This is a genomic window from Burkholderia cepacia (assembly GCF_001039005.1).
In the GTDB taxonomy this organism is placed as follows: Bacteria; Pseudomonadota; Gammaproteobacteria; order Burkholderiales; family Burkholderiaceae; genus Burkholderia; species Burkholderia theae.
In genome coordinates this window covers 1-26448 of sequence record NZ_LDWR01000031.1, presented here as the reverse complement: position 1 = coordinate 26448, position 26448 = coordinate 1, and the positions used below count along the sequence as shown (strand labels likewise).

Annotated in this window: 20 protein-coding genes; 18 read left to right on the top strand and 2 right to left on the bottom strand. The window is 64.3% G+C overall.

The genetic code is table 11. From position 1 onward, the window contains the following. Positions 1-153 precede the first annotated feature (153 nt). The 7 genes from VL15_RS18685 (at position 154) to VL15_RS18655 (ending at position 9327) form a co-directional block, all read left to right on the top strand. Positions 154-1518, top strand: a complete 1365-nt coding sequence (locus VL15_RS18685) for a DUF1329 domain-containing protein (RefSeq protein ID WP_048247615.1) — start codon at positions 154-156, stop codon at positions 1516-1518. An 83-nt stretch (positions 1519-1601) separates the two neighbouring features. Continuing rightward, positions 1602-3443, top strand: coding sequence for a DUF1302 domain-containing protein (locus VL15_RS18680; RefSeq protein ID WP_048247613.1), 1842 nt, complete (start codon positions 1602-1604; stop codon positions 3441-3443). A 63-nt stretch (positions 3444-3506) separates the two neighbouring features. Further along, positions 3507-5867 carry an efflux RND transporter permease subunit gene (locus tag VL15_RS18675; RefSeq protein WP_048247611.1) on the top strand — a complete coding sequence of 787 codons (2361 nt, stop codon included), beginning with the start codon at positions 3507-3509 and terminating at the stop codon, positions 5865-5867. A gap of 31 nt (positions 5868-5898) precedes the next feature. Next, on the top strand, positions 5899-6183 hold the full coding sequence (locus tag VL15_RS18670) for a hypothetical protein (RefSeq protein WP_048247609.1): 285 nt from the start codon (positions 5899-5901) through the stop codon (positions 6181-6183). Positions 6184-6210: 27 nt separating this feature from the next. Next, positions 6211-7179 carry a WD40/YVTN/BNR-like repeat-containing protein gene (locus VL15_RS18665; RefSeq protein WP_048247607.1) on the top strand — a complete coding sequence of 323 codons (969 nt, stop codon included), beginning with the start codon at positions 6211-6213 and terminating at the stop codon, positions 7177-7179. A gap of 104 nt (positions 7180-7283) precedes the next feature. Then, positions 7284-8633 carry an NAD(P)/FAD-dependent oxidoreductase gene (locus VL15_RS18660; RefSeq protein ID WP_048247719.1) on the top strand — a complete coding sequence of 450 codons (1350 nt, stop codon included), beginning with the start codon at positions 7284-7286 and terminating at the stop codon, positions 8631-8633. A 34-nt stretch (positions 8634-8667) separates the two neighbouring features. Beyond that, a complete protein-coding gene (locus VL15_RS18655) occupies positions 8668-9327 on the top strand; it encodes a TetR/AcrR family transcriptional regulator (RefSeq protein WP_048247605.1) in 660 nt (219 codons plus the stop codon). A 205-nt stretch (positions 9328-9532) separates the two neighbouring features. Here VL15_RS18655 and VL15_RS18650 read toward each other — a convergent pair whose 3' ends face one another. Beyond that, the gene (locus VL15_RS18650; RefSeq protein ID WP_230684483.1) at positions 9533-10744 is read right to left on the bottom strand and encodes a PucR family transcriptional regulator; all 1212 of its coding nucleotides are present in this window, start codon (positions 10742-10744) and stop codon (positions 9533-9535) included. Positions 10745-10925: 181 nt separating this feature from the next. Between VL15_RS18650 and VL15_RS18645 the strand changes: the two genes are divergently transcribed. The 11 genes from VL15_RS18645 to VL15_RS18600 all read left to right on the top strand — a co-directional run bounded on the left by VL15_RS18645 (position 10926) and on the right by VL15_RS18600 (position 24517). Next, positions 10926-12452 carry a flavin-containing monooxygenase gene (locus VL15_RS18645; RefSeq protein WP_048247601.1) on the top strand — a complete coding sequence of 509 codons (1527 nt, stop codon included), beginning with the start codon at positions 10926-10928 and terminating at the stop codon, positions 12450-12452. 2 nt (positions 12453-12454) lie between these two features. Further along, the gene (locus VL15_RS18640; protein WP_080970875.1) at positions 12455-13411 is read left to right on the top strand and encodes an alpha/beta fold hydrolase; all 957 of its coding nucleotides are present in this window, start codon (positions 12455-12457) and stop codon (positions 13409-13411) included. A 169-nt stretch (positions 13412-13580) separates the two neighbouring features. Beyond that, positions 13581-15002 (top strand): coniferyl aldehyde dehydrogenase, encoded by a 1422-nt coding sequence (locus tag VL15_RS18635; RefSeq protein ID WP_048247599.1) that lies wholly within the window; start codon positions 13581-13583, stop codon positions 15000-15002. Positions 15003-15031: 29 nt separating this feature from the next. Further along, positions 15032-16702: a GMC family oxidoreductase gene (locus VL15_RS18630; protein WP_048247596.1), complete on the top strand. Its 1671-nt coding sequence runs from the start codon at positions 15032-15034 to the stop codon at positions 16700-16702. Positions 16703-16848: 146 nt separating this feature from the next. Then, positions 16849-18540, top strand: a complete 1692-nt coding sequence (locus VL15_RS18625) for a long-chain fatty acid--CoA ligase (RefSeq protein WP_048247594.1) — start codon at positions 16849-16851, stop codon at positions 18538-18540. A gap of 240 nt (positions 18541-18780) precedes the next feature. Continuing rightward, positions 18781-19488 carry a hypothetical protein gene (locus VL15_RS18620; protein ID WP_230684482.1) on the top strand — a complete coding sequence of 236 codons (708 nt, stop codon included), beginning with the start codon at positions 18781-18783 and terminating at the stop codon, positions 19486-19488. Between the two features lie 36 nt (positions 19489-19524). Beyond that, complete coding sequence (locus tag VL15_RS18615) at positions 19525-19821, top strand: EthD family reductase (protein ID WP_048247590.1); 297 nt, start codon at positions 19525-19527, stop codon at positions 19819-19821. Positions 19822-19908: 87 nt separating this feature from the next. Continuing rightward, complete coding sequence (locus VL15_RS18610; protein ID WP_048247588.1) at positions 19909-21507, top strand: Re/Si-specific NAD(P)(+) transhydrogenase subunit alpha; 1599 nt, start codon at positions 19909-19911, stop codon at positions 21505-21507. A gap of 13 nt (positions 21508-21520) precedes the next feature. Then, positions 21521-22933 carry a Re/Si-specific NAD(P)(+) transhydrogenase subunit beta gene (gene pntB, locus VL15_RS18605; protein ID WP_048247585.1) on the top strand — a complete coding sequence of 471 codons (1413 nt, stop codon included), beginning with the start codon at positions 21521-21523 and terminating at the stop codon, positions 22931-22933. Positions 22934-23007: 74 nt separating this feature from the next. Continuing rightward, positions 23008-23319: a high-potential iron-sulfur protein gene (locus tag VL15_RS40285; RefSeq protein ID WP_080970874.1), complete on the top strand. Its 312-nt coding sequence runs from the start codon at positions 23008-23010 to the stop codon at positions 23317-23319. 223 nt (positions 23320-23542) lie between these two features. Continuing rightward, positions 23543-24517 carry an NAD(P)H-dependent flavin oxidoreductase gene (locus tag VL15_RS18600; RefSeq protein WP_048247583.1) on the top strand — a complete coding sequence of 325 codons (975 nt, stop codon included), beginning with the start codon at positions 23543-23545 and terminating at the stop codon, positions 24515-24517. Positions 24518-24834: 317 nt separating this feature from the next. Here the strand turns inward: VL15_RS18600 and VL15_RS18590 are convergent, their stop codons facing one another. Further along, positions 24835-26328 carry an ISNCY family transposase gene (locus tag VL15_RS18590; protein ID WP_155420258.1) on the bottom strand — a complete coding sequence of 498 codons (1494 nt, stop codon included), beginning with the start codon at positions 26326-26328 and terminating at the stop codon, positions 24835-24837. Positions 26329-26448: the final 120 nt, after the last annotated feature.

The window sequence follows — 26448 nt, the reverse complement described above, 5'->3', positions numbered from 1 at the left end:
CGCATCGGCCGGTGATGTCGAGCGTTTCGCGGTCGCGGAGGTCGCGCGATGGCTTTCCATGAAGCGGCGTGCCAGCCGCACGAAACGGATTGAACGCCTGTCGCCCGTCAACCGCACAACCGGTGAATGAAAGCCGAGTCTCGGAAGGAGAACATGATGAAGAAGCACACGATCGGAACCGTGTCCGCAATCGCGGCTGCATTGTTGGTGATGGCCAGCAGCGCCGTGGCTGACGACCTCACCCCCGCAGGAGCCGAACGCGGCGCGAGCAAGGACGGCTCCATTCCGGCCTTCGCCGGCAAGCAGGAGCCGCAGTCGGGCTGGGAATACGGCAAGACGCGAGGCGATTTCTGGAAACACCGGAGCGAGAAGCCGCTTTATTCGATCGATGCCGCGAACGTCGACAAGTACGCGAGCAATCTGTCGCCCGGCCAGATCGCATTGATCAAGCAGCGCAAGGGTTACCGGATGGATGTCTATCCGTCGCACCGCGAGTGCCAGATGCCGGAATTTGCCGAGCAGAACACGAAGGCCAACCTCACGGCCGCGAAGCTCGCGTCGGATGGAGAAACGCTCGAAGCGGGCGTCTTGCCCGGCGTGCTGTTCCCCCAGCCGAAAAACGGCGCCGAAGCGATCCTGAACTACGAGAACCGGTATCGGGGTATCGGTATCGAATGGCCGCTGGTCGTCACGTCCATCTCTCCGCGTCCGGGCGGCGGCGAATGGATCGACGGGATCGGCCCGCAGGTCTTCTATTTCCCGTCGGGCAAATCGGGCAAGAGCGGGCCGAAGGATGTCGACCAGCTCAGCCTGGCCGCCTATTTCTCGGCCACTTCGCCGGCCGCGCTGGCCGGGCAGGCATTCGTGCAGCGCCAGTATTTCAACAAGGACTCGGAAACCTACTACTACTTTCCGGGCCAGCGCCGCGTGAGACGCATGCCGGCCTATACGCATGACGCGCCGCTGATCGGCTTCGAGAACCAGTACCTGATCGACGAAGCCAACATGTTCAACGGCTCGATCGACCGGTTCAACTGGAAGCTCGTCGGCAAGCGAGACTTGCTCGTTCCGTACAACGCATTCGGCATGTACAAGTTCAAGAGCAAGCTGCACGACGTCGCGACCCCGGACGGCATCGCATCGGCGAACCGCCGCTACGAGATGCATCGCGTATGGGTCGTCGAGGCGACGGTCAAGCCGAGCGCGCGCCACGTCGCGTCGAAGAAGGTGTTCTACCTCGACGAGGACAGCTGGCTCGCGCTCGTCGGCGAGGACTACGACGCGCAGGGCAAGCTGTGGAAGGTGCGCGAGAGCTACCCGATTCCGGTATGGGAGCTGGGCGGTGCCTGTGACAACGAGCCGATGGCGCAGTACGACGTGCTGAACGGGCGTTACGTATTCGATTCGTCGACGATCGGCCAGAGCAAGGATATCCGCTGGTATCAGGAGATCAACGATCCGCGCTTCAAGTCCGATTTCTACTCGGCGGAATCGCTGAGATCGGTCAGCGAACGCTGATTGCGGTAATAAAAAAAACAAAACAGGCCCGACGTGCGCGCTCGCGCCGTCGGCATCCGGTCTGGAGATGGGTGGGTGGTGCGATGAAAGCAAGCAATATCGTCAAGAGTACTACGGTGTCGATTGCAATGCTGGGCGCGGCAACGTCGACTGCGTACGGGTACGAGTTCACGCTCGGGGACGGAGTCGTCCAGGGGTCGTGGGTGAGCAATCTCACGGCGGGCGGCGGGATCCGGACCAAGAGTCCGAGCTGCTCGCTGACCGGCGATCCGAACGCATACGGATGTGGTGCGGCCGCCAATACGAACCAGTGGGGTTACGGCGACAACGGCGATCTGAACTACCGCAAGGGGCAGCCGTTCAGCACTTACGTGAGCGCGACCAGCGAGCTGCTGCTGAAGATGCCGAGCGAAGGGCTCAAGTTCATGGTGCGCGGCACGGGCATGTACGACTTCTTCGCCGGGAGAACGGCCAGAACGCCGCTGTCGAGCACGGCTGCCGCGCAGGTGGTGTACAACACGCAGCTACTCGATCTGTGGGCGCAGAAGGATTTCACGATCGGCGGGCGCAACGCGCACGTCCGGTTCGGCAACCAGGTGATTAACTGGGGCGAGAGCATCTACGCGCAGAGCGGCATCAACGCGACCAATTCGATCGATGTGCAGAAGCTGCTGATCCCGGGTTCGCAGCTCAAGCAGGCGCTGCTGCCGGCGCCGATGCTGAGCCTCGCCGCCGATCTTTCCCACGGCTTCAGCACCGAAGCGTATTACCAGTTCCAGTGGAACGGCAACCGCATCCCGCCGGTCGGGTCGTACTGGTCGCTGGCGAACGTCATCGGCCGCGGCGCCGAACCATTCACGATCAACGCGAACAACCCGAACTTGGCCGGCCCGGGAGTGGGCACGATCGCCAATGCGATCGGCGGCGGGGCCGCGGCGGGCAACCAGGACACGCTGACCGCGATCAAGAACGGGCTGGTGAACGGTGCGTTCGCCGGGCCGCCGTTCAACGACATCGGTATTCCGGTTTCGACGCAGCTGCCCGCGAAATACCGGCCGCAGTTCGGCGTGAAGTTCAATTACGCGCCGCGCTCGTTCGATGCGAACTTCGCGTTCTACTACCTGAACTACACGGACAAGTCGCCGGTGCTGTCGACGCTGGCCAACGGTACAGCCCAGTGGTCGTATTTGCAGAACCGGCAACTGTTCGGCGCGAGCGCGAACTTCGGGGTCGGCCCGTGGGCGATCGGCACCGAGCTGTCGTATCGGCCGCGCGATGCGGTCGCGCTGTCGAGCTGTTACGGCGCGGGCGGCCCGACCGACCTGATTACGAACGGCGTCCAAGGTGTCGACTGCCAGCAGTGGGCCGACAAGAAGAAGTTCCAGCTGGATGTGAACGGGCTGCTGGCTCTGACGCGCAGTGAGTACCCGTTCCTGAAGCTGATCGCGGCGGATTCCGCCGCGTTGACCTGGGAACTCACGTGGATCTACTACCCGGGCCTCGGTTCGGACGTGACGCGCACGGTGGGCGGGCAGCCGGTCACGCAGGTGCCGGCCACCGGCTATTTCCCGTGGTTGAACAACAACTCGGGGCTCGGCTATCCGATCGCGCAAGGGCAGGGCACGTCGAGTTCGGTGGGCGCGACGATCGACTTCAACTGGACGTACGACGGCTCGCTGATTCCGGGCTGGCAAGTAACACCGGGCGTGACGTTCAGCACCGGCCTCTACGGGTACACGCCGACCTTCACCGCGAACTACATGCAGGGCGCGAAGTCGGTGAACGTCTACGTGCTGTTCAACCAGAATCCGCCGACGTGGCAGGCGGGCATCAACTTCGCGGCGTTCTTCGGCGGCCATCAGTCGGTGGGGAACCCGTATTCGGACCGCAATTTCGTCGGTGTGTTTGCTACCCGGAACTTCTGACGGGTGCAAGCGGAAGCGAGCGCGCGTGTCGGGCAGCGCCGGAAAACATGAAGGGGTCATGCAGTGCTTAATCGTCTGGTCAGCCGCCTTGAAAGGCTTTTTTTCGGTCATCGCGCGATCGTGCTCTCGGCGATCGGCCTGTTCACCGTCGTGATGGCCGTGTTCGCGATGCAACTGCGCATGGACGCCGGCTTCGAGAAGCAGATGCCGATCGGGCACGAGTACATCCGCACGTTCCAGCAGTACCGGAACGACCTGCTCGGCGCGAACCGGATCACTGTCGTCGTGCGCGCCAAGCGCGGCTCGATCTGGACGCCAGACGGCCTGACGCGGCTGTACAAGGTCACGCAGGCAGTGACCTACCTGCCGAACGTCGACCGGATCGGCGTGCGCTCGCTGTGGACGTCGAACGCGTTCGTCAATGAAATTACCGATGAAGGGTTTCGGGCGGAGCCGATCATTTCCGGCACGATCACGCCGGATCAGCTGACGCCGGAGATCGTCGAGAAGATCCGTCGAGCGACGACGCTGGGTGGCTATGTCGGCACGCTCGTGTCGCACGGCGAAGATAGCGCGATGATCACGGCCGAACTGAACGAACGCGACAGTGCGGGCAAGGTGCTCGACTACGTCGCCTTCAATCATTTGCTGGAACAGAAGATCCGCCAGCCGTTCGAGGATGCGGGCTACGAAGTCCAGATCATCGGCTTCGCGAAGCAGATCGGCGACATCGCGGACGGCGCGAAGGGCGTACTCGGCTTCTGCGCGATCGCGCTGCTGCTGACCGCTCTTGCGGTGTACTGGTATTGCCATTCGCTGCGCTTCACGGTGCTGCTGATCGCGTGCTCGCTGACGTCGCTGGTCTGGCAGTTCGGCACGCTGAAGCTGCTGGGTTTCGGCCTCGACCCGCTCGCGGTGCTGGTGCCGTTCCTGGTGTTCGCGATCGGTGTTTCGCACGGTGTGCAGCAGGTGAACTTCATCGTGCGCGAGATTTCGCACGGGCACAGTTCGTACGAGGCGGCGCGCCGCAGCTTCAGCGGGTTGCTGATTCCGGGCGTGCTGGCGCTGATCACCGCGTTCGTGTCGTTCATCACGCTGCTGCTGATCCCGATCCCGATGGTGCGTGAACTGGCGATCACCGCGTCGCTCGGCGTGGCATACAAGATCGTGACGAACCTGATCCTGCTGCCGGTGGCCGCGTCCTGCTTCAACTTCACGAAGCGCTACGCGGACAGCGCGCTCAAGCGCGGCGAGCGGCGCTCGGCATGGCTGCGCCCGCTGGCGCGCGTCGCGCAGCCGAAGTATGCGGGGGCGACAGTCGCACTGACGCTGGTCGTGTTCGCGATGGCCGCGTGGCAAAGCCGCGATCGCGTGATCGGCACGCTGCAGCCGGGCGCGCCGGAATTGCGCGCGGACGCACGGTTCAATCGCGACGCGACGGCCATCGCCGGCAACTACGATATGGGCCTCGACTGGCTGACGGTTGCGATCGAGTCGGCCGGCAAGGGCTGCGACAACCCGGCGGTCGGGCTGTACGAAGACGATTTCGAGGCGGCCATGCGCACCGAGCCGGGCGTGGTGTCCGTGCAGTCGTACTCGGGCATGCTGCGCGCGTACAACCAAGGCTACAACGAAGACTATCCGAAGATGAACGTGGTGCCGATCGACCCGGAGAACTATGGGGCGGTATCGGTCGACGTCGGGCGCGTGAAGGGTTTCATGAAGGCCGACTGCACGATGTCGGCCGTGCACCTGTTCCTGACCGACCACAAGGCGACGACGATCAACCGCATCCTCGACGACGTGAAGCAGTATCGTGCGTCGCATCCGTTCCCGGGCATCGCCGTGCGGCTCGCGGCCGGCAACGCGGGCGTGCTGGCGGCGACCAACGAGGAAGTCGCGGGCAGCGAGCTGCCGATGATGCTGTACGTGTACGGCGCGATCCTGATCCTCGTGTTCCTCGCTTATCGCGACTGGCGCGCGATGATCGCCTGCTGTGCACCGCTGTCGGTCGCGACCTTCATCGGCTACTGGTTCATGAAGGAACTGCAGATCGGGCTGACGGTTGCAACGTTGCCGGTGATGGTGCTGGCCGTGGGGATCGGCGTCGATTACGCGTTCTACATCTACAACCGGCTGCAGGTGCATCTCGCGAGCGGGCAGACGATCGTGAAGGCGGTGCAGCACGCGATGCTCGAAGTCGGAGTCGCGACGATCTTCACGGCGATCACGCTCGCGATCGGCGTGGCGACGTGGAGCTTCTCCGCGCTCAAGTTCCAGGCCGACATGGGCAAGCTGCTCGCATTCATGTTCATCGTGAACCTCGTGATGGCGATGACCGCTTTGCCCGCGCTCGCGTCGCTGCTCGAACGCTGGTTCCCCCGCCGCAAACCGGCCCGCGCGCCGGGTTTGTTCAGCCACTGAAGCTTGCGAACACGCTGACGGAGATTCCCGCATGGTCAAGACCCTGGCTGCTTGCGCCGCACTTTGCATCGTCGCGGTTGCCATCCCGCGATTTCATGAAACCGTCGCAAGCCCGACCGCGCCGGCTCGTGCGTTCGCGACCGACACGGCACGCACCGGTGTGCGCCATGCCGCAGCCGGGGAAACGGGCGTCGCGACGTCGTCGAACGACGGCAAGGCCGAGCGACAGGCAGCGGTCGCACCGGGTGCCGACCAGCCGCCGGTCGTTGTGCTTCACGAAGCGAATGCCGGCTGGTCGTCGCTGTTCAACCACTGATGCCCGCACACACTACAGAGATTCACCATGATCAAGATGCTGGTTGGCTGTACCGCGCTCTGCGCCGCCGCGACGGTCTTCGCGCAACCGCAGGACGGAACAGTAGCGGCCTGGGCCGCGAAGCCCGCGCACACGTGGGCCGCCCCGACACACATGATGCTGATGGACGCGACGCGTGCCGGGTCGCGGGTCGTCGCGGTCGGCGAGCACGGCATCGTGCTGCTGTCCGATGACGACGGCAAGACCTGGCGTCAGGCACGACGCGTGCCGGTGTCGGCGACGTTGTCGGCCGTGTCGTTCGCGGATGCGAAGCACGGCTGGGCCGTCGGCCAGTGGGGCGTGATTCTCGCGACCGACGACGGCGGCGATACGTGGGTCACGCAGCGGCTCGATACGTCGGTCGACCAGCCGCTGTTCTCGGTGCTGTTCACGAATGCGCAGGACGGCATTGCGGTCGGCCTGTGGTCGCTGATGCTGCAGACCCATGACGGCGGCAAGACGTGGGCGCGTACGACGCTGCCGAAACCACCCGGCGGCGGCAAGGCCGACCGCAATCTCTATCACGTGTTTGCCGACGCCGCACACGCGCTTTACGTCGCGTCGGAACAGGGGATGGTGCTCAAGTCGGCCGATGGGGGCACGAACTGGACCTATCTGCCGACCGGCGGCAAGGGCACGTTGTGGTCGGGCGTCGCGATGCCCGATGGCCGGATCGTGGTCGGTGGGCTGCTCGGCAGCCTGTACCAGAGCAGCGACGGCGGCGCGAGCTGGACGGCCGTCGACAGTCGCACGCGGAGTTCGATCACCGATCTGATGGCGGCAGGCGACGGCCTGGTCGGCGTCGGGCTCGATGGCCTGGTGTTGAAGCAGCGGGCCGGGGCCGCAACGGTCGAGGTCGCGCAGCGACCGGATCGTGCGACGCTGACTGCCGCGCTGCCCGGCAAGGGCGGCACGCCAATGCTGTTCTCGCAGGACGGCGTGTTGACTTCGCCTTGATTGCAACTCGAGTTGCACGGAATTTTTATTGGCAAAACTGAGTGATGGAGGCAAACATGAGCGATTCGCAGTACAGGATTCGGGATGAATCGACCGGCAATGCCATGCGGTTCGATGCATCGCGCGCAGATCGTGCGTTGCAAATGTACCGGCCCATCGGCGGGTGGATCGAGCGGCCGGACAACATCCAGCCTCAGCTGGAAGGCGATGTTCGCGCGGACGTGGTCGTCGTGGGCGCCGGCTTCGCTGGCCTGTCCACTGCGCTGGAGCTGACCGCGCGCGGCGCCAGCGTCGTCGTGATCGAGCGCGAGTTCGCGGGCTTCGGCGCGAGCGGGCGCAATGCCGGCTATCTCGCGGGCGGGCAGGGGCTTGAATACGAGCTGTTCGTGAAACGCGTGGGGCACGAGCAGGCGAAACGAATCGTCGGATTCTATGACGAGGGCGTGGTCTACGTCGAACGCAAGCTCGTCGAATACGGGATCGACTGTGACTACCGCGCGTCGGGCATCGTCCGCGCCGGCGTGCATCCGTCGCAGGAGAAGCGCTTGCGCGAGAACATGGAGGCCGGCATCGCGCTTGGTTCGCCCGCTCAGTATCTCGATGGTACGGCGATGCGCGCACGCGGGATTCCACCCGCGTTCCTGTTCGGCTGCCACATCCCCGGCGGCGGCACGCTCGACCCCGGCAAGTACGTGACGGGCTTGCGGCGCGCGGCGCTCGCGGCGGGTGTGAGGCTTTACGAGAACACCGCGCTGCTCGACTTCGACGCGGGCGAGACCGTGCGAGTCCGGACGGCGCGCGGCAGCGCAAGCGCACCTGTCATGGTGCTCGCGACCAATGCGTATACGCCGCAACTCGGCTTGCTTGGCAACAAGGTGATGCCGCTGCGCGTGTCCGCACTCGAAACCGAGCCGTTGTCCGATGCGCAACTGGCGGCACTGGGCTGGCCAAATCGCGAGGGAATCGTCACGCCGCACCTGACGATGGAGAGCCACCGGCTCACTGCGCGGAATACGCTGTTGGTGACAACCAAGCGGCTGGATTACGTTTATGGATCGCGTACGCCGAACGTAGCGGATGAAGCGGCCTATCGCGCACTGCTCGCGACGTTGCACGCGCGTTTTCCGCAACTGGGCAACCAGCCGGTGCGTGCGTGCTGGAGCGGCTATATCTCGATTGCCAGCGATGCACTGCCGGTGGTCGGCGCGACCGGCACGCACGGCAACGTGTTCTACACGGCTGGATGCTCGGGGCACGGCGTCGGCACGCAGTCGCTGATCGGGCAGGTGCTGGCCGACCGGATCAGCGGTGCGGAGTCGCCACTGCTCACGACGCTCACGCACCGCACGCCCGCGCTACCGCCGGAGCCGCTGCGCTGGTGCTCGATCAAGGCAGTGCTGGGCGTCGCGAACTTGCTCGACGAGCGCGTGAATCGCCACGCGGATCGCGGATAGCGTCGCGCGACATCGTCACGACGGACCGAACACGATGACCGAACCCAAAGCACACCACGGTGGCAGAAGGCGGCGCCCGACGCGTGCCGCTTCGTCAGGCAGCGATCTCGACGGCTTGCGGGCCCAGGGCCTGCGTACGCGTAACACGATCGTTCGCGTCGCGCGGGAACTCCTGCTGAAAGGTGGCCCGCTGACCTTCTCGCAACGCGCAGTCGCCGCCGGTGCCGGAATCAGCGTGAGCAATTTGCAGTACTACTTCCCGACCCGTCTGGCCGTGCTGCGGGCCGTGATCGAACCGGTCATCGATGCGTACCTGGTCGAGCTGAAACGCGTGCTCGATAGCGATGCATCGCCGGACGACGTGCTCGAACGCGTGCTGGCACGCTCGCTGAGCGATGCGAAGGATGCGCAATACGGCGCGCTGTTCAGGCATTTCCTGTCGTTCGCCGCCATCGATCCAGAGTGTCTCAAGCTGTTCGACGGATGGTACGACACACTGACGCGCGAGATCGCGGCGCTGTTGCGCGCCGTCAATCCGGCGTTCGACGCGGCCGACGGCCTGCACGTTGCCACGCTGTTGATTGCGACCGCCGACGGCCTGACGATGCAATCCGGGTCAGCGCGATTTACGCAGCGGCTCGATGCGATGTTCATGGAGACGGCCCATTGCCTCATCTACGGAAAGCGACCTTGAGGCAACCTCCCGCGGTGACGGTGCGTGGCGAGTAGGCGCCGCCGGTCACGGTGCGGTTGCGCGATATCGTGCCGGGTGCACCGGGCCGGGACCGTGCGATAGCGGCAGAGACGTGTTGAGCTGACGGCAGCTGCCCGTTACGCGTCACCGGCCGTTTGCATACGTCGTCCGCATGTGAAGAGCGGTCTCGATGCATTCACCGCAATCAATCCGGATCGCTGGCGATCCAGTACAGCACCTCCAGCGCAGCCGCGACGTGCAGACGCTGCTGTGCGAGCGGGCGGGGCAGCAGCGACTCGGCGCGCTCGAGCCGGCGCAGCAGCGTGTTGCGGTGAACATGGGTTTTCTCGGCTGCGTCGGTCACGCTGCAGCCTTCCGCGAGAAACGCGCGCAGCGCAGCGCGCAGCGATTTGTCGGCGGTGGCCAGGTTGCCCAGCGTATTGGTGACGAACTGTTGTACGGATTCCATATGGTTCGTCATCAGTGCGATCAGGCTCATGCTGTCGGCGTGTACCACGCCGACGCCGGCATGGAGCCTGCCGAGCAACCGCTGTGTCGCCAGGGCGTCCAGGTGGCCGTGCCGGAATCCTTCCATGCCGCTCCCGGCGGTTGCGACGGCCATGTGCACGCCGGGCAGCAGCTTGATCGCACGCTGCAGCGAAAGCATCTCGAGCGGTTTGCCGTCGTGATACGTCCAGACCCACAACGTCGCCGTGTTCGCGACGACGACCAGCGCATTGCGCGTGCCCGCGCACTGGGCCAGCGCATCGGCTGCCCGTTCCAGCAACCCCAGCTCGATATCCGCTTCCTCGCTCCAGACGATCGCGGCGTGATGGCGCTGCTCCAGCGTATAGCCCAGGCGCCGGCTGGCCTCTTGCGCGCTGATGGTTGCGCCTTCGACGATCTGCGTGACGAGTTCGCGACGGTCGGCGTGGGTGCCGCGCAGTCGCGCTTCGCGTTCGGCGCGCATGAACTCCGCCATGCCCACCATGTTGGTGTCGATGAAAGTCGCGATCGAACGTGACGATACGGCGAGGAATTCGCGCAGTTCTTCCGGGTCCTGGGTCAACGCAAACGCGAGCTCCATCCAGCGTTGCCACACGACGCTCTGCGACGAACGGGCCGCGACGAACACGAGGTCGGTCAGGCCGCGCCGCACCAGTTCCTGCGCACTGCTCAGCATGTCGGCGGACAGAAAGCGGGAGACCGGCGCGCAAGGGTTCTCGAGGTTGGAGGTTGCCCAGTGAATCAGCCCGTTGCGGTTGATCCGCCGTACGGCCGCCGCGAGCACGGGGTCGCTCATCGTCGTGCTGGCCGCCACGTTCTCCTTGTCCAGTTCCTGCAGCCATTCCGTCTGCACATTCAGCGCGATCTCGGCACCCTGGCGCATCAATTCCCGGATGCGGGGCGACGGCATCGGCCATGGCGGCGGGGTAACGGGGGGGAGGTTCTGGGACATGGCAGGCAAGACGCAAACGAAGAGGTGCAAGTTGCACCAATTGTAGTCGCGTACTGTGCGTTCGACACCTTGTTTGGTCCAATCCGGTTGATAACAATAACGCCACATAGCGCATTTCGACGCGATCTGGAGACAAGCCGTGACCGTACACCCTCTTCCGTCCACCGAGCATGTGGATGTGCTCATCGTAGGCGCCGGCCTTTCCGGTATCGGCGTTGCGCGTCAACTCGAGACGGACCGCCCCGGCACGACGTACCTCATTCTGGAAGCGCGTGCCGCGACCGGCGGCACGTGGGACCTGTTCCGTTATCCGGGCATCCGCTCCGACTCGGACATGCACACCTATGGCTACGGTTTCAAGCCGTGGGCCGACAAGAAGGCGATCGCCGGAGCGGATGCGATCCTTTCGTACCTGAGAGAGACGGCAGCCGAATACGGGATCGATCGTCACATCCGCATGAATCACAAGGTGATCCAGGCAAGCTGGTCGAGTGCACAGGCTCTGTGGAGCGTCGAAGTCGAGCGCCTCGATACCGGCGAACGCAAGACGATCCTGGCCAAGTGGTTCTTCAGCGCCGCAGGGTTCTATCGCCACGACGAAGGCTACACGCCGAAACTCGACGGAATCGAGAACTTCGGCGGCCCGGTGGTTCACCCGCAGCACTGGCCGGAAGATCTCGACTACGGCGGCAAGCGCGTGGTGGTGATCGGCAGTGGCGCGACAGCCGTCACGCTGTTGCCGGCGATGGCCGGCAAGGCCGGGCACGTGACGATGCTGCAGCGCACGCCGACCTACGTGGTGAGCCTGCCGTCGGAAGACATCATTGCCAATACGCTGCGCAAGATCATGCCTCACAAGTGGGGCTACGCGATCGTGCGGCGGAAGAATGTCGCGATTTCCCGCTTCATCTGGCGCTTCTGCCGGTCGCGTCCGCAGGCTGCACGGCGCCTGATCCGCTACATGAACAAGCGCCAGTTGCCGAAGGATTATCCGGTCGACGTCCACTTCAACCCGCCGTACAACCCGTGGGACCAGCGCCTGTGCGCGGTGCCGGACGGCGATCTCTTCAAGTCGATCCGCGATGGCCGTGCGTCGGTCGTGACGGACCGCATCAAGACCTTCACGGAAACGGGCATCGTGCTTGAATCCGGGCAGACATTGCCGGCCGATATCATCGTCACGGCGACCGGGCTCAGCGTCAGGTTCTTCGGCGGGATCAAGCTGACGGTCGACGGCGAGCCGGTCGATCTCCACAGCAAGGTGGCTTTCAAAGGCATGATGCTCAGCGGCGTGCCGAATTTCGGGTTCTCGATCGGCTATACGAATTCGTCGTGGACGATGAAGGTCGGGCTGCTGGCCGAACACTTCTGCCGTTTGCTGACGCATATGGAGCGCGGCGGCTACGCGGTCTGCATGCCTGAATTGCCGGACAGCGACATGCCGACGCGCCCGTTGCTCGATTTCGGTGCCGGGTACGTGCAGCGCGCGATCGGCGGCCTGCCGCGCCAGGGCCCCGGCACGCCGTGGATCATGTCGATGGACTATCACGTCGATGTCAAGATTCTGCGTCATGGCCCGATCGAAGATCCGTGCCTGCGCTTCCGGTATGCGCAGGCAGCGGGCGGAACGGATCGCGTCGAGGCCCGTCGGGCCGTCGGAGCCTGATCATGACGATCCACGCCATGGAAGAGATCCAGGACGCGTTCTGCGATCTGTCGAGCGGAGTGCGCCTCTGCTATCGCACCTACGGGCCCGACGACGGCGAGCCGTTGCTGCTGATCGCGGGCATGACGCTGCAGTTGACCTTCTGGCCGCCTGCGCTGATCGGCGCGCTGATTCAATGCGGCTATCGCGTGATCGTGTTCGACAATCGCGATGTCGGGCGCTCGTCCCGCATCCCGCTGCCGGGGCCGAGTGTGCTCCAGCAATTCCTGCGCCGGCCCGTCAAGGACGGCTACGACCTGAATGACATGGCGCAGGACACGATCGGCTTGCTCGACAGCCTGCAGGTGGCGCGCGCGCATGTCGTCGGCATGTCGATGGGCGGCATGATCGGCCAGGTGCTCGCCGCGCGCTATCCGCAACGCGTGCTGTCGCTCACCTCCATCATTTCCACGACCGGCGCGCGCGAGGTCGGACAGCCGGCCATGTCCAGCATGCTGATGCTGACCGCGCCGCCGCCGCGCACGCGCGAAGCGGCGGTGGAGCAGTACAGCCGCATCATGGCCCACATCGGCACGCAGGCGTATCCCGCGGATGACGTCGCACGACGCGCGTACGCGGCCCAGGCGTGGGATCGCGGCCAGCAGGCGCGCGACCACGAGAGCACGACCCGCCAGATCGGCGCGATCATCAATTCAGGAGACCGGACCGACGAACTCCGGCGAATCCAGGCGCCGACGCTGGTCGTGCACGGCGATCGCGACCTGCTGGTCGCGCCCAGCGGCGGCGTCGCGACCGCCGCAGCCATCGCGGGTGCCGACATGGTCACGGTGCGCGGCATGGGGCATGACATTCCCGATGGCGTCGTGCCGCTGCTGACGAGTCTGATCGATGGTCATATCCGGCGCCGTGCGACACGCGCTACCGCGGAACTCGTACGCGCCGGCAGGCACATTGCGTGAGCCGGCTCGCTTGCGGCAGGCGATCCGCGCGTGACGCCGGGACGCAGCGCTCACGCCATCGCCGGCCACCGAACCGGCCCGTCGCCGCGTGAGAACCAGGAACATTTTGCAAGCCGCTTGTCGTCGTGACGCGACGCGATCGCACGATCGACAAGCCGGAGGAGACACCATGCATCAAGGCTACCCAACCGACCTTGCGGCGCGCTTCGAGCGCCAGCGCCGCGCCTTCGCACTGGAGCCGAACCCGGCGCTGGCCACCCGGCTGGCGCGCCTCGAACGGCTGGCTGCGTGGCTCGATGCGCACGAGCACGACATCGTACGCGCCATCGACGCCGATTTTCAGGGCCGCTCGGCTCACGAGACGCGGCTGGCGGAGGTGTTCATCGTGCGCACCGGCATCAGGCACGCGCGCCGGCACCTGAAGCACTGGATGCGGGCGCGCCGCGTGCCGACCGCGCTGCATTTCCGTCCCGGCTACAACCGGCTCGTGCCGCAACCGCTGGGCGTGACGGGCATCATCTCGCCGTGGAACTACCCGCTGCAGCTTTCGCTCGGGCCGGCACTCGCGGCGCTCGCCGCCGGCAATCGCGTATTGATCAAGCCGTCCGAGCTTACGCCGGCGCTCTCCGACCTGCTCGTATCGATGGCGCGCGAAACCTTTGCGCCGGACGAACTGGACGTCGTGGTGGGCGACGTCGAACTGGGCAAGGCGTTTGCCGGCCTGCCGTTCGATCACCTGTTCTTCACCGGTTCGACCCAGGTGGGGCGTGTCGTCGCACAGGCGGCCGCGGCCAACCTGACGCCCGTGACGCTCGAGCTCGGCGGCAAATCGCCGGCCATCCTCGATGCGTCGTGCAACGTCGCGATTGCCGCGCAGCGCATCGCGTTCGGCAAGCTGCTCAACGCGGGCCAGACCTGCGTCGCGCCCGATTACCTGCTCGTGCCCACCGGAATGGCCGACCGTGTCGCGTCGCAGCTGTCGCGGGCCGTCGCGCGCCTGTATCCGACGCTCGCCGCCAATCCCGACTACACGGCCATCATCAGCGCACGCCACCGCGCACGCCTCGCCGACATGGTCGATGAAGCACGTCGCGCGGGCGCGCGCATCCTCGAAGTCAACCCGGCCGGCGAATCGTTCGGCACGTCGTCGCGCAAATTCGCGCCCACGATCGTGGTCGGCGCGCCGCCCGATACACGGCTGATGAACGAAGAGATCTTCGGCCCCGTTCTGCCGATCGTCGAATACGCGAATCTCGACGATGCGCTGGCCTACATCCAGGACCGCGCGCGTCCGCTGGCGTTGTACTGGTTCGGCGAAGACGCGTCGCGCTGCGACCGCGTGCTGCGCGAGACGGTGTCCGGCGGCGTCACGATCAACGACTGCCTGTGGCACCTGGTGCAAGAAAACCAGCCGTTCGGTGGCGTCGGGCAGAGCGGCATGGGCGCCTATCACGGGCAGTGGGGCTTCGACACCTTCAGCAAACTGAAGCCGGTGTTTCACCAGACCCGCTTGAACGGCGCCGTGCTGTTCCATCCGCCGTACGGTCGTGTCTTCGATTTGCTGCTGCGCACGCTGTCGCGTCTTGCGTGACCTCCGAATCCTGTATCGAGAGAAATGCCATGAATCATCAGTTCGACTACATCGTCGTGGGCGGAGGCTCAGGCGGCAGCGTGGTAGCAGGGCGCTTGACCGAAGACCCGAACATCACCGTCTGCCTGCTGGAAGCGGGAGGCAGCGGTAACGACATGGCGATCAACATCCCGGCGGGCACGGTCGCGATGCTGCCGACCCGCCTCAACAACTGGGCGTTCGATACGGTGCCGCAACGCGGGCTCGGCGGGCGCGTCGGATATCAGCCGCGCGGCAAGGCGCTGGGCGGTTCGTCCGCGATCAATGCGATGGTCTACATTCGCGGCCACCGCAGCGACTACGACACGTGGGCCGCGCTCGGCAATCCCGGCTGGTCGTACGACGAAGTGCTGCCTTACTTTCGTCTGAGCGAGCACAACGAGCGCATCAACGACGAGTGGCACGGCCAGGACGGCCCGCTGTGGGTAAGCGACCTGCGTTCCGACAACCCGTTCCAGGCGCGCTTCCTGGCGGCGGCGCGCCAGGCCGACCTGCCGTTGACGGACGATTTCAACGGCGGGCAGCAAGAAGGCGTCGGCATCTACCAGGTCACGCAGAAGCAGGGCGAGCGGTGGAGCGCGGCGCGCGGCTATCTGTTCCCGCACCTCGGCAAACGCACCAATCTGGCCATCGAAACTCACACGCAGGTCCGGCGCATCCTGTTCGAGGGCAAGCGCGCAGTGGGCGTGGAAGTGCTGCAGAAAGGCACGCTGAAGACATTCCGCGCCCGGCGTGAGGTGGTGCTGGCAGCGGGCGCGCTGCAGACGCCGCAGTTGCTGATGCTGTCCGGTATCGGCCCTGCGGGCGAGCTCGCGCGCGTCGGCATCGAGACGCTGCACAATCTGCCCGGAGTGGGCCGCAACCTGCAGGATCACCCCGACTTCATCTTTAGCTACCGCACGCGCAGCCTCGATACGATGGGCATCTCGTTGGGCGGCAGCGCGCGAATGCTGCGCGAGATCATGCGCTTTCGCCGTGAACGGCGCGGCATGCTGACGTCGAATTTCGCCGAAGGCGGCGCGTTCCTGAAGACGCAACCGGGCCTCGACGCGCCCGACATCCAGCTGCATTTCCTGGTGGCGCTGGTCGACGACCACGCGCGACGCATGCACCTGGGTCACGGGCTGTCCTGCCACGTGTGCCTGCTGCGCCCGCGCAGCCGTGGCTCGGTCACGCTGCTCAACCGCGACCCGGCCGCCGCGCCGCTGATCGATCCCGCGTTCCTTGACGATCCGCGCGACCTTGAGGACATGGTGGCGGGATTCAAGATCACGCGCGGCCTCATGAACGCGCCCGCGCTCGCGGAGTGGATCACGCGGGACATGTTCACGCGCGACGTACACAGCGACGACGAGATCCGGGCAGTGCTGCGCAAGCGCACGGATACCGTCTATCACCCGGTCGGCACCTGCCGCATGGGGCAGGACGCGATGGCCGTGGTCGATCCGCAGTTGCGCGTGCATGGTATCGACGGGCTGCGCATCGTCGATGCATCGGTGATGCCGACACTGATCGGCGGCAACACCAATGCGCCCACCATCATGATCGCGGAGAAGGCGGTCGACATGATGCTCGGCGTCAGCCGGGTGGCGTCCGCGGCGCGCTCGGAAGCGGCGGAAACGCGCCGGGTCACGACGTCGGGCATCGAGGCCGGCCGATAGCGTGAAAGTCCGATCACGGTGAAAGTCAGATTGTCGTCAGCGTCGGACTTTCACGCGACCAAGCGAATGCGTGCATGCAGCGTCGGGACGACGGGTCCCGTCGATGCCATTTATCACCCGCAGTTTTGACGAAGAGTTGCCGAATCATGTCTGCCATCCGATCGCCATTCTGGCCCGCGCATCTGGCCGCGCATCAGGTGCCGCCCGCGACCAACCTGTTTCGTCACGTGGAGGCCGCGGCGGCGCGTCATCCCGACAAGCCGTTCATTCTTTTCTATGACACACCGGTCTCGTTCGCGCGCTTCCAGGGCGAAGCCGAGCACGTGGCAGGCTTCCTGCAGCAACGGTGCGGCGTGAAGGCGGGTGACCGCGTGCTGCTGTACATGCAGAACAGCCCGCAATGGATGATCGCGTATTACGGCATCCTGCGTGCGAACGCAGTGGTCGTTCCGGTCAATCCGATGAACATGACCGACGAGCTGGCGCATTACATCGAGGACAGCGGTGCGAGCACGGCGTTCGTCGCGCAGGACCTGTATCCGCGCATCGCGCCGCTCGTGGGCGGCGCGAGTGGCCTCGCGAACGTCGTCGTGGCGACGTATGGCGACTACGTGGCGCAACCTTCGGCCGTCGCGTTGCCCGATTTCGTGGCCGCGCCGCGCCACGTCGACGGGCCGGGCGTGGTCCACTGGCGCGATGCGCTCGCTGCAGAACTGGCGCCGGGCGAACTGACGGCGGGCCCGGACGACATCTGCCTGATGCCCTACACGTCCGGCACGACGGGCAAGCCGAAAGGCTGCGTGCATACGCATCGAAGCGTCATGTGTACGGCGGCGGGCTTCGTCGACTGGTTCGACGATCCTGAAGACGCGATCCACCTGGCGGTGCTGCCGCTGTTCCATGTCACCGGCATGCAGGGCGGGCTGAACGGCCCGCTGTACCGCGGGTCGACCGTCGTCGTGCTGCCGCGATGGGACCGCGATGCCGCGGGCCGCGCGATCGGCCGCAACCGCGTATCGGTGTGGCAGTCGATCTCGACGATGATGGTGGATTTCCTGTCGAATCCGAACTTGCAGGAATACGACCTGTCGAGCCTGCGCTCGTTGCGCGGCGGTGGCGCAGCAATGCCGGACGCGATCGCCCGGAAGCTCAAGGACGCGGTCGGGCTCGATTACGTCGAAGGCTACGGGATGTCGGAAACGATTGCCGCAACGCACATCAATCCGCCGGCACGCCCCAAGCCGCAGTGTCTCGGCATTCCGGTGTTCGACGTCGATGCGCGGATCGTCGATCCGATTACGTTCCAGCCGGTGCCGCAAGGGGAGGTGGGCGAGATCGTCATGAATGCGCCGCAACTGATGCAAGGGTACTGGCGCAATCCGGATGCCACGAGGGACGCATTCGTCGAGATCGACGGCAAGCGCTTCCTGCGCACCGGCGACCTCGGCCGCGTCGATGCGGACGGCTATTTCTTCATGGCCGACCGGCTGAAGCGGATGATCAACGCATCGGGCTACAAGGTGTGGCCGGCCGAAGTCGAGACGATGATGTACCGCCATCCGGCGATCAAGGAAGTGTGCGTGATCGGCACGCGCAGCGCGCATCGAGGCGAGACCGTCAAGGCATTCGTTGTGCTGGATCCGGCGTACCCCGACGGGGTGACTCCCGACGACGTGATTGCATGGGCGCGCGATCATATGGCGTCCTACAAGGTTCCGCGCATCGTCGAATTCGTCGATGCACTGCCGAAATCCGGATCCGGGAAGATCATGTGGCGGGAACTGCAGGAAAGGGAGGAGGCCGCGACGGCCGCGGCTCAAGGAAACGCAGTGGTGTGACTGACCCGCGACGCGTTACGCGTCGACCTGGATGAAGCAGTCATGAGGGAATTTCCTCATGTGTTGCGTCGATTTTGTGTTTGTCATGACGACCTATCATTGTTAATGTGAACTATCAATCGGACGGCCCGGTTTGCGAAGTCGTCCGATCGGGTCGGTCACTGTTATCGAGGGGTTCCCTGCGCGGGAGTCGGACATGGTGTACGGAGAAAGAGAATGAGGAACGATTCATACAAGGTCATGCGCTTCACGGCATGGAGCGCGATCATCGGTGGCCTGCTGGCCTACGCGAACGTGGGGCTTGTGTCGATGGTAGCCGGCACGGATGCCGGCATGTTGTTGCACGGCGCGACCATGCTGAGCTTGCCGTCCGACACGCGCGACCTGTTTCGCTTATCGATGCTGGTCGACGTGTTCGGCTTCTATCTCGCGGTGCTCGTGATCGGCGGATACTTCCTGCATACCTTCAAGGATGAACTTGGCGCGCTGAGTTACATGATCGCGTTCGGGATCGGGGCGTACGCAGTGCTCGGCATCACGGGCGCCGCACTCCAGTTGTCGGTGCTCAACCCGCTGGCGCAAATGTATGCGGGCGGAGACGACGCAACGAGGGCCGCCGCGGCGGCTGCATGGACGACAGTCGCCAACGGCACGCAAAGCGGGTTGTGGTGGTCAGAAGGCCCGCTGGTGTTCTTCTGGGCACCGATCGTCGCCAATCAGCTGAAAAAGGCCGGATGGCACGGGTCGTTCCTGCTGAAGATAACCGCATGGTTTTTCGCGGTCATTTTTGTGTCGGGATTCTTTCCGGAGTTCGAAGCCGTGACGGGTGCGAGCGAGATCGTCGTCGTCCTCCTGCTGCCGTTGTGGATGTTGTGGTTCGGCTTGCAGTTGCTTCGCCGTGCACGAAAAGTTCCGGCACGCGTGCAAGGTGCTGGCGCGACCGCCTAATGCAACGCTCGAACACATCTCCATAGAGGATTGAATATGTCTACCCTGATCGTGAGCTACCCAAGCACGGAAGGAGCGATCTTTGACCGCGAGTATTACCTCTCGAGGCACGGTCGACTTGTCGGCACGGCGTGGAGCAAATTCGGTCTGCAATCTACCGAAGTCTTGTTTCCTTCATCTACCCAGCAACCCTTCGTATGCGTTGCGATACTGCGTTTCAGTGATCAGGTTGGAATCGACATGACTCTCTCTTCCGCCGAAACTCGTGAGGTGATGAGTGACGTGAAAAATTTCACCAATATCACGCCGACGATTTTCCGCGCGGACGACTGACAGGTCGCTCGGCTAGCCGACTTCGTTATTGCCATCGGGCCCGCAATCCATGCGATGAACGATACCATCTGAGAAACAGAACTGCTGATGACATTAAAGATTGGGATTCCTCTGGAGACCGCCACCGGCGAACGGCGCGTAGCGACCGTACCCGAAGTGATCGAGAAGCTGATCAAGCTGGGGTTTTCGGTAGTCGTCCAAAGCGGTGCCGGTGCCGGCGCGAACTTTGACGACGACGCCTACCGCGCGGCCGGCGCGAGCGTTGCCGCGACAGCGGCCGAGCTCTGGTCCGGCAGCGACATCGTGTTCAAGGTGCGCCCGCCGACCAGCGACGAAGTGGCGCTGATGCGCGAGAGCGGCACGCTGATCGGCTTCGTCTGGCCGGCACAGAACCCGGAACTGATGGAGCAACTGGCGGCCAAGCGGGCCACCGTGCTGGCGATCGATTCGCTGCCGCGTACGCTGTCGCGCGCCCAGAAGATGGACGCGCTCACGTCGATGGCCAGCATCAGCGGCTACCGTGCGGTGATCGAGGCCGCGCACGCATTCGGCCGCTTCCTGAATGGCCAGGTCACGGCGGCCGGCAAGATTCCGCCGGCCAAGGTCTTCATCGCCGGTGCCGGCGTGGCCGGCCTCGCCGCGATCGGCACGGCCGCCAGCCTCGGCGCGATCGTGCGTGCGAACGACACGCGTGCGGAAGTGGCCGATCAGGTCAAGTCGCTGGGCGGCGAGTTCGTCAAGGTCGACTACGAGGAGGAAGGCTCGGGCGGCGGCGGCTATGCGAAGGTGATGAGCGAAGGTTTCCAGCAGGCGCAGCGCGCGATGTACGCGCAGCAGGCCAAGGACGCCGACATCATCATCACGACCGCGCTGATCCCCGGCAAGCCCGCGCCGAAGCTGATCACGGCCGAGATGGTGCAGTCGATGAAGCCCGGCAGCGTGATCGTCGACATGGCCGCCGAACAGGGCGGCAACTGCGAACTCACGGTGCCCGGCGAGGCCGTCGTGCGCCACGGCGTGACGATCGTCGGCTACACGGATCTCGCGTCGCGCCTGTCGCGGCAGTCGTCCACGCTGTATGCGACGAACCTGCTGCGCGTGGTCGAGGAGCTGTGCAAGGGCAAGGACGGCACGATCAACGTCGACTTCGACGACGACGCGATCCGCGGCCTCACCGTCATCAAGGAAGGCAACGTCACGTGGCCGCCGCCGCCGATCAAGCAGGCGGTCGTCGCGCCCAAGCCCCAGGCGGCGCCCGCAGCGGCCGCGCCCGCGAAGTCCAAGGGCCACGGCCATGCCGGCGAGCCGATGTCGGCCAAGTCGCTCGCGATCGTGTTCGCGGTCGGCGCGCTGGTGTTCCTGTTCGTCGGCCAATTCGCGCCGGCGAGCTTCCTGTCGCACTTCACGGTGTTCGTGCTCGCGTGCGTCGTCGGCTACATGGTGATCTGGAACGTCACGCCGTCGCTGCACACGCCGCTGATGAGCGTGACCAACGCGATCTCGTCGATCATCGCGATCGGCGCGCTCGTGCAGGTCGCGCCGCCCCTCGGTGAACTGGCCAACGCGGGCGATCGCCCGTCCGGGCTGATCCTCGGCCTGGCGGTGGGCGCGCTGACGCTCACGGCCGTCAACATGTTCGGCGGCTTCGCGGTCACGCGACGCATGCTGGCGATGTTCCGCAAATAAGGGGACGACAACAATGACTTCAAACCTGACTACCGTCTCCTATATCGGCGCCGCGATCCTCTTCATCCTCAGCCTCGGCGGGCTGGCCAACCCTGAAACGGCACGCCGCGGCAACCTGCTCGGCATGATCGGCATGCTGATCGCGGTGCTGGCCACCGTGGCCGGTCCGCGCGTGTCGGCCGCGGGCATTCCGTACGTGGTCGTCGCACTCGTCGTCGGCGGCGCGGTCGGCCTGTACGCCGCGAAGAAGGTGCAGATGACACAAATGCCGGAACTGGTCGCGCTGATGCACAGCCTGGTCGGTCTCGCAGCCTGCCTGGTCGGCTTCGCGAGCTATATCGACACGTCGCTGCAGCTCACTGGCGCCGAGAAGGCCATCCACGAAGTGGAGATCTACGTCGGCATCCTGATTGGCGCGGTCACCTTCGCAGGCTCGATCATTGCGTTCGGCAAGCTGTCGGGCAAGATCGGCGGCAAGCCGGTGCTGCTGCCGGCGCGGCACTGGATGAACCTGGCCGCACTGCTGATCGTGATCTACTTCGGCCGCGCGTTCCTGCATGCGGAAAGCATCCAGGACGGCATGCTGCCGCTCGTCGTGATGACGGTGATCTCGCTGCTGTTCGGCGTGCACATGGTGATGGCGATCGGCGGGGCGGACATGCCGGTCGTGGTGTCGATGCTCAACAGCTACTCGGGCTGGGCGGCGGCGGCCACCGGCTTCATGCTCGGCAACGACCTGCTGATCGTGATCGGCGCGCTGGTCGGCTCGTCCGGTGCGATCCTGTCGTACATCATGTGCCGCGCGATGAACCGCAACTTCATCAGTGTGATCGCGGGCGGCTTCGGCAGCGGCGCAGGCGCCCCGGCGGCAGCCGGCGGCGGCGCGCAGCCGGCCGGCGAGGCGGTCGCGGTGAGCGCGGCGGAAACGGCCGAACTGCTGCGCGAGGCGAAACGCGTGATCATCGTACCCGGCTATGGGATGGCGGTGGCGCAGGCCCAGCACACGGTGTTCGAACTGACGAAGCTGCTGCGTGAAAAGGGCGTCGACGTGCGTTTCGCGATTCACCCGGTCGCGGGCCGCATGCCGGGCCACATGAACGTGCTGCTGGCCGAAGCGAAGGTGCCGTACGACATCGTGCTCGAAATGGACGAGATCAACGGCGACTTCCCCGAGGCCGACGTGTCGATGGTGATCGGCGCGAACGACATCGTGAACCCGGCGGCGCAGGACGACCCGACGAGCCCGATCGCCGGCATGCCGGTGCTGGAAGTGTGGAAGGCGAAGACGTCGATCGTGATGAAGCGCAGCATGGCTTCGGGCTATGCGGGCGTCGACAATCCGCTGTTCTACAAGGACAACAACCGCATGTTGTTCGGCGACGCGAAGTCGATGCTCAGCGAGGTTTTCGGCATGCTGGCGATCTGACCAGCTCATCAATCTATTTATTGGGTATCCCAGAGTCAGGATGACCCGCTATTTCACAATAAAGGAGTATTTGTATGATCAAGTCCCGCCGCAATTTTATGATCACGTCCGCAGGCATCGCTTCGGGACTAGCGCTGTCACGCGTTGCGTTTGCAGATGCAGCTAAGGTGTCGGAAGCCGATTCGACGGCGGTCGCACTCGGCTACTTGGCCGACGCGACCCGGGTGAACAAGGCGAAGTATTCGAAATACGCAGCGGGAGAGGACTGTCGGAACTGCACGTTATACCAGGGAAAACCGAATGATCCGTTTGCCCCGTGCCCAATATTCGGCGGCAAGCAAGTTGCGGCCAAGGGTTGGTGTAGTGCGTATAGCAAAAAAGCTTGATTTCTCAAAGGCAGCATGTCCACGGAAATCATGTGAATGCTGCACATCGTTGCACGCCCCACACACATTGCTGACCGATCCGTGTATGCCGAGGCGCACGCGGACGATGGGAAAGCCGTCGACGACCACAACGGATAGTTGGTATATCAGTCACTAAGGTGGCTGATTTCTGTCTCCGAAGCATCACTTCGGGCAAACAGTGTAAACACGATCTAGGCGAATTATGAAAACGCAAATCACCGAGCTCCTCGGCATCGAGCACCCCATCATCCAGGGCGGCATGCATTTTGTTGGCTTGGCCGAACTGGCCGCCGCGGTTTCTAACGCGGGGGGGCTTGGCATCCTTACGGCGCTGACGCAGCCCACGCCGCAGGCTCTCGCTGACGAGATCCGTCGCTGCCGCGAGCTCACCAACAAGCCATTCGGCGTGAACCTTACCTTTCTTCCAGTGCGCACGCCGCCGGACTACGCCGGATACGTGAAAGCGATCGTAGATGGCGGCGTCAAGGTCGTGGAGACGGCGGGGAACAATCCTCAGAAATGGTTACCGGAGTTGCATAAGGCCGGCGTCAAGGTCATTCACAAATGCACTTCAGTGCGCCACGCGCTCAAAGCCGAGGCGCTTGGCTGCGATGCAGTCAGCGTGGATGGTTTCGAATGCGGCGGTCATCCCGGCGAAGACGACGTGCCCAATTTCATCTTACTGCCGCGTGCTGCCGACGAGCTGCGTATCCCGTTTTTGGCATCCGGAGGCATGGCAGATGGCCGCTCGCTGGTCGCCGCTCTGGCTCTCGGCGCCGCCGGCATCAATATGGGCACGCGCTTCGTGGCGACCCGGGAAGCGCCAGTGCATCCGCGCGTGAAGGAAGCGATCGTCCAAGCCAGTGAATTGGACACGCGTCTGGTCATGCGGCCGCTGCGAAATACCGAGCGTGTGCTCCGCAATGCGGGGGTCGATCGCCTGCTGGAAAAAGAGCGGCAACTGGGCGCGGATATCCGTTTCGATGACATTGTGGACGAAGTGGCAGGCGTCTACCCGCGTGTCATGCGAGACGGTGACCTCGATGCTGGCGCGTGGTCCTGCGGCATGGTCGCGGGTCTCATCCAAGACGTTCCTAGCGTTGCCGAACTGATCCGTCGAGTGATGAGCGAGGCCGAGCAGATTGTCAGGCAGCGCCTGTCAAAGATGATCGACTGAGAACGCGCGGCTAGGCAGCTAATGGAGGGAACGCGCATCGGTCAAATTCGTCGATACCACGTGCGAAAAAGCGTACTCGGCGTCACCTATGCGCTTCATCTGATCGGCATAGCCGTTGAAGCGCACCGGCCATCCGCGGCTCGCCAAGGCATCAGATGCTGCTCGACCACGGCTTCCACGACCTTGAGACGATCCAGCTCACGCATGCTCATGGTGATCAGTCCAGGATGGTCCACGATGCGCTCCGGCAGTCCAAACCGCCGCACCCCCGAAGCGGACATTACAACTTAGCCGTCGCAAGCAATGTCGTAGCCATTTCAAGATGTCGTGGCGCCAGCTAAATTGAAATGTCGCGGTGTTTGGGCTTTCTCTTGTCCTTGTTTAAGGTGTTGGGGTGGGGCGGCGAAGCCGCCCCCCCGTTCTCTGATTCCTTCGACGCTGACTCCGAGAATGGCTTGATTCAGGTCAGCAACCTCGAGTGCACGCTGCTTCTTCAGCCCAATGAGCGCCTTCTTCGCTCGAACTTCTTCACCGCTATGGGTGCGGGACGGTGAACCGGATGCACGGCGATCATCACGTATGGTCTGGACGCGCCGGGCGACTTCCAGTGCGCTGGCCAGCCGCTTGTTCTCGACCTCTGCGCCTTGATCGATGCACGCGATGCGATCGTATTGCTGGCACGGCAGCACCACGCCATTGGCCTGCACCTCGATCACGCCATCGGGATATTCGACGACCTCGATGTATTCGTGCACGAGACTCCGATTGGCCACCGAATCGGCTAGCAGGTACATCACGCGGTCATACTGCACCGTCAACGCATTGGATACTCTGCGCGGCACGCGATAGGACAGTATCTGCCTCAGATCTTCGTCCGCGCGCAGCGATCGATGCGCATCGTGATCGCTCCTGGGCGGCTTGCCGAAGCGCCGGTTGAAGTCAGCGATGAAGGAGGGCGCATACGCATTGGCTGCCTCGCGCGTGCTGATTCCGCGCAGCCTGAGTTCCTTGACGAGCCGGTCCTGCAGTGTCAGGTTGGCCCGCTCCACACGCCCCTTGGCTTGACTCGTGTTTGCACAAAACGCGTCGATATTGAGCTCATACAGAGCCCGGCCAAACTGCGTGACGCCTTTGCCCGCGGTCTCGGAGCGCTTCTTCACGTAAAAGACGCTCGCCTTGTCGCTGTAGAACGCCACCGGCTTGCCGTGCGAACCCAGATACTTCGACAACGCCTCGAAATAGCTGAACGTCGACTCGTTCGCCGTGAAATGCAGCGCCATCAGCCGTCCGGTTGCATCGTCGATGAACACCAGCAGCGTGCAGGCTGGCGCACGCTCCTCGAACCAGCGATGGTCGCTGCCGTCGATCTGGATCAGTTCGCCGAGGCACGCGCGGCGATTCCGTGGCTGGTAGACCTTCGGCGGACGCTGTTTGCGCGGAATCCACAGGCCGGAGGCCATCATCAGTGTACGAACTGTCTCGACGGCCAGTTCGATGCCGTGACATTCGCGCAGCTTCTCGCACGCCAGCGTCGGGCCGAAATCGACGTAACGCTCGCGGATCAGCGCCAGCGCCCGTTGAGCCTTGCCCGCAGGCAACTGATGATTGCTTGGGCGCCCACGCTTACCCGACACCAGTCCCGCCACGCCAGCCGCGCGATAGCGCAACACGAGGCGCTCAACCTGCCGCACGCTCAAACTCAGCCGTTCGGCTGCCTGGCCGGGCTTGAGCCGGCACTCGGCCACCGCCTCAATGACCTTCAGCCGATCCACTTCATGCATCGTCATCGTGATCGTCCCAGTCGCGTTCATCGCCAGCGCTCCCTGAGGGGTGTCGGCGATCAACCTACAGGCCAAAACACGACATTTTTATTTAGCGGAAACGCGACATCTGAACTTGGGACCTACAGCAATGTCATACCCGGATTCAGA

What these genes read in the sequence shown, in the direction of transcription:
- VL15_RS18685 (WP_048247615.1), top strand. Translation starts at nt 154, where the DNA reads ATGATGAAGAAGCACACGATCGGAACCGTGTCCGCAATCGCGGCTGCA.
- VL15_RS18680 (WP_048247613.1), top strand. Translation starts at nt 1,602, where the DNA reads ATGAAAGCAAGCAATATCGTCAAGAGTACTACGGTGTCGATTGCAATG.
- VL15_RS18670 (WP_048247609.1), top strand. Translation starts at nt 5,899, where the DNA reads ATGGTCAAGACCCTGGCTGCTTGCGCCGCACTTTGCATCGTCGCGGTT.
- VL15_RS18665 (WP_048247607.1), top strand. Translation starts at nt 6,211, where the DNA reads ATGATCAAGATGCTGGTTGGCTGTACCGCGCTCTGCGCCGCCGCGACG.
- VL15_RS18660 (WP_048247719.1), top strand. Translation starts at nt 7,284, where the DNA reads ATGCGGTTCGATGCATCGCGCGCAGATCGTGCGTTGCAAATGTACCGG.
- VL15_RS18655 (WP_048247605.1), top strand. Translation starts at nt 8,668, where the DNA reads ATGACCGAACCCAAAGCACACCACGGTGGCAGAAGGCGGCGCCCGACG.
- VL15_RS18650 (WP_230684483.1), bottom strand. Translation starts at nt 10,744, where the DNA reads ATGCCGTCGCCCCGCATCCGGGAATTGATGCGCCAGGGTGCCGAGATC.
- VL15_RS18640 (WP_080970875.1), top strand. Translation starts at nt 12,455, where the DNA reads ATGACGATCCACGCCATGGAAGAGATCCAGGACGCGTTCTGCGATCTG.
- VL15_RS18635 (WP_048247599.1), top strand. Translation starts at nt 13,581, where the DNA reads ATGCATCAAGGCTACCCAACCGACCTTGCGGCGCGCTTCGAGCGCCAG.
- VL15_RS18630 (WP_048247596.1), top strand. Translation starts at nt 15,032, where the DNA reads ATGAATCATCAGTTCGACTACATCGTCGTGGGCGGAGGCTCAGGCGGC.
- VL15_RS18625 (WP_048247594.1), top strand. Translation starts at nt 16,849, where the DNA reads ATGTCTGCCATCCGATCGCCATTCTGGCCCGCGCATCTGGCCGCGCAT.
- VL15_RS18620 (WP_230684482.1), top strand. Translation starts at nt 18,781, where the DNA reads ATGCGCTTCACGGCATGGAGCGCGATCATCGGTGGCCTGCTGGCCTAC.
- VL15_RS18615 (WP_048247590.1), top strand. Translation starts at nt 19,525, where the DNA reads ATGTCTACCCTGATCGTGAGCTACCCAAGCACGGAAGGAGCGATCTTT.
- VL15_RS18610 (WP_048247588.1), top strand. Translation starts at nt 19,909, where the DNA reads ATGACATTAAAGATTGGGATTCCTCTGGAGACCGCCACCGGCGAACGG.
- pntB (WP_048247585.1), top strand. Translation starts at nt 21,521, where the DNA reads ATGACTTCAAACCTGACTACCGTCTCCTATATCGGCGCCGCGATCCTC.
- VL15_RS40285 (WP_080970874.1), top strand. Translation starts at nt 23,008, where the DNA reads ATGATCAAGTCCCGCCGCAATTTTATGATCACGTCCGCAGGCATCGCT.
- VL15_RS18600 (WP_048247583.1), top strand. Translation starts at nt 23,543, where the DNA reads ATGAAAACGCAAATCACCGAGCTCCTCGGCATCGAGCACCCCATCATC.
- VL15_RS18590 (WP_155420258.1), bottom strand. Translation starts at nt 26,328, where the DNA reads ATGAACGCGACTGGGACGATCACGATGACGATGCATGAAGTGGATCGG.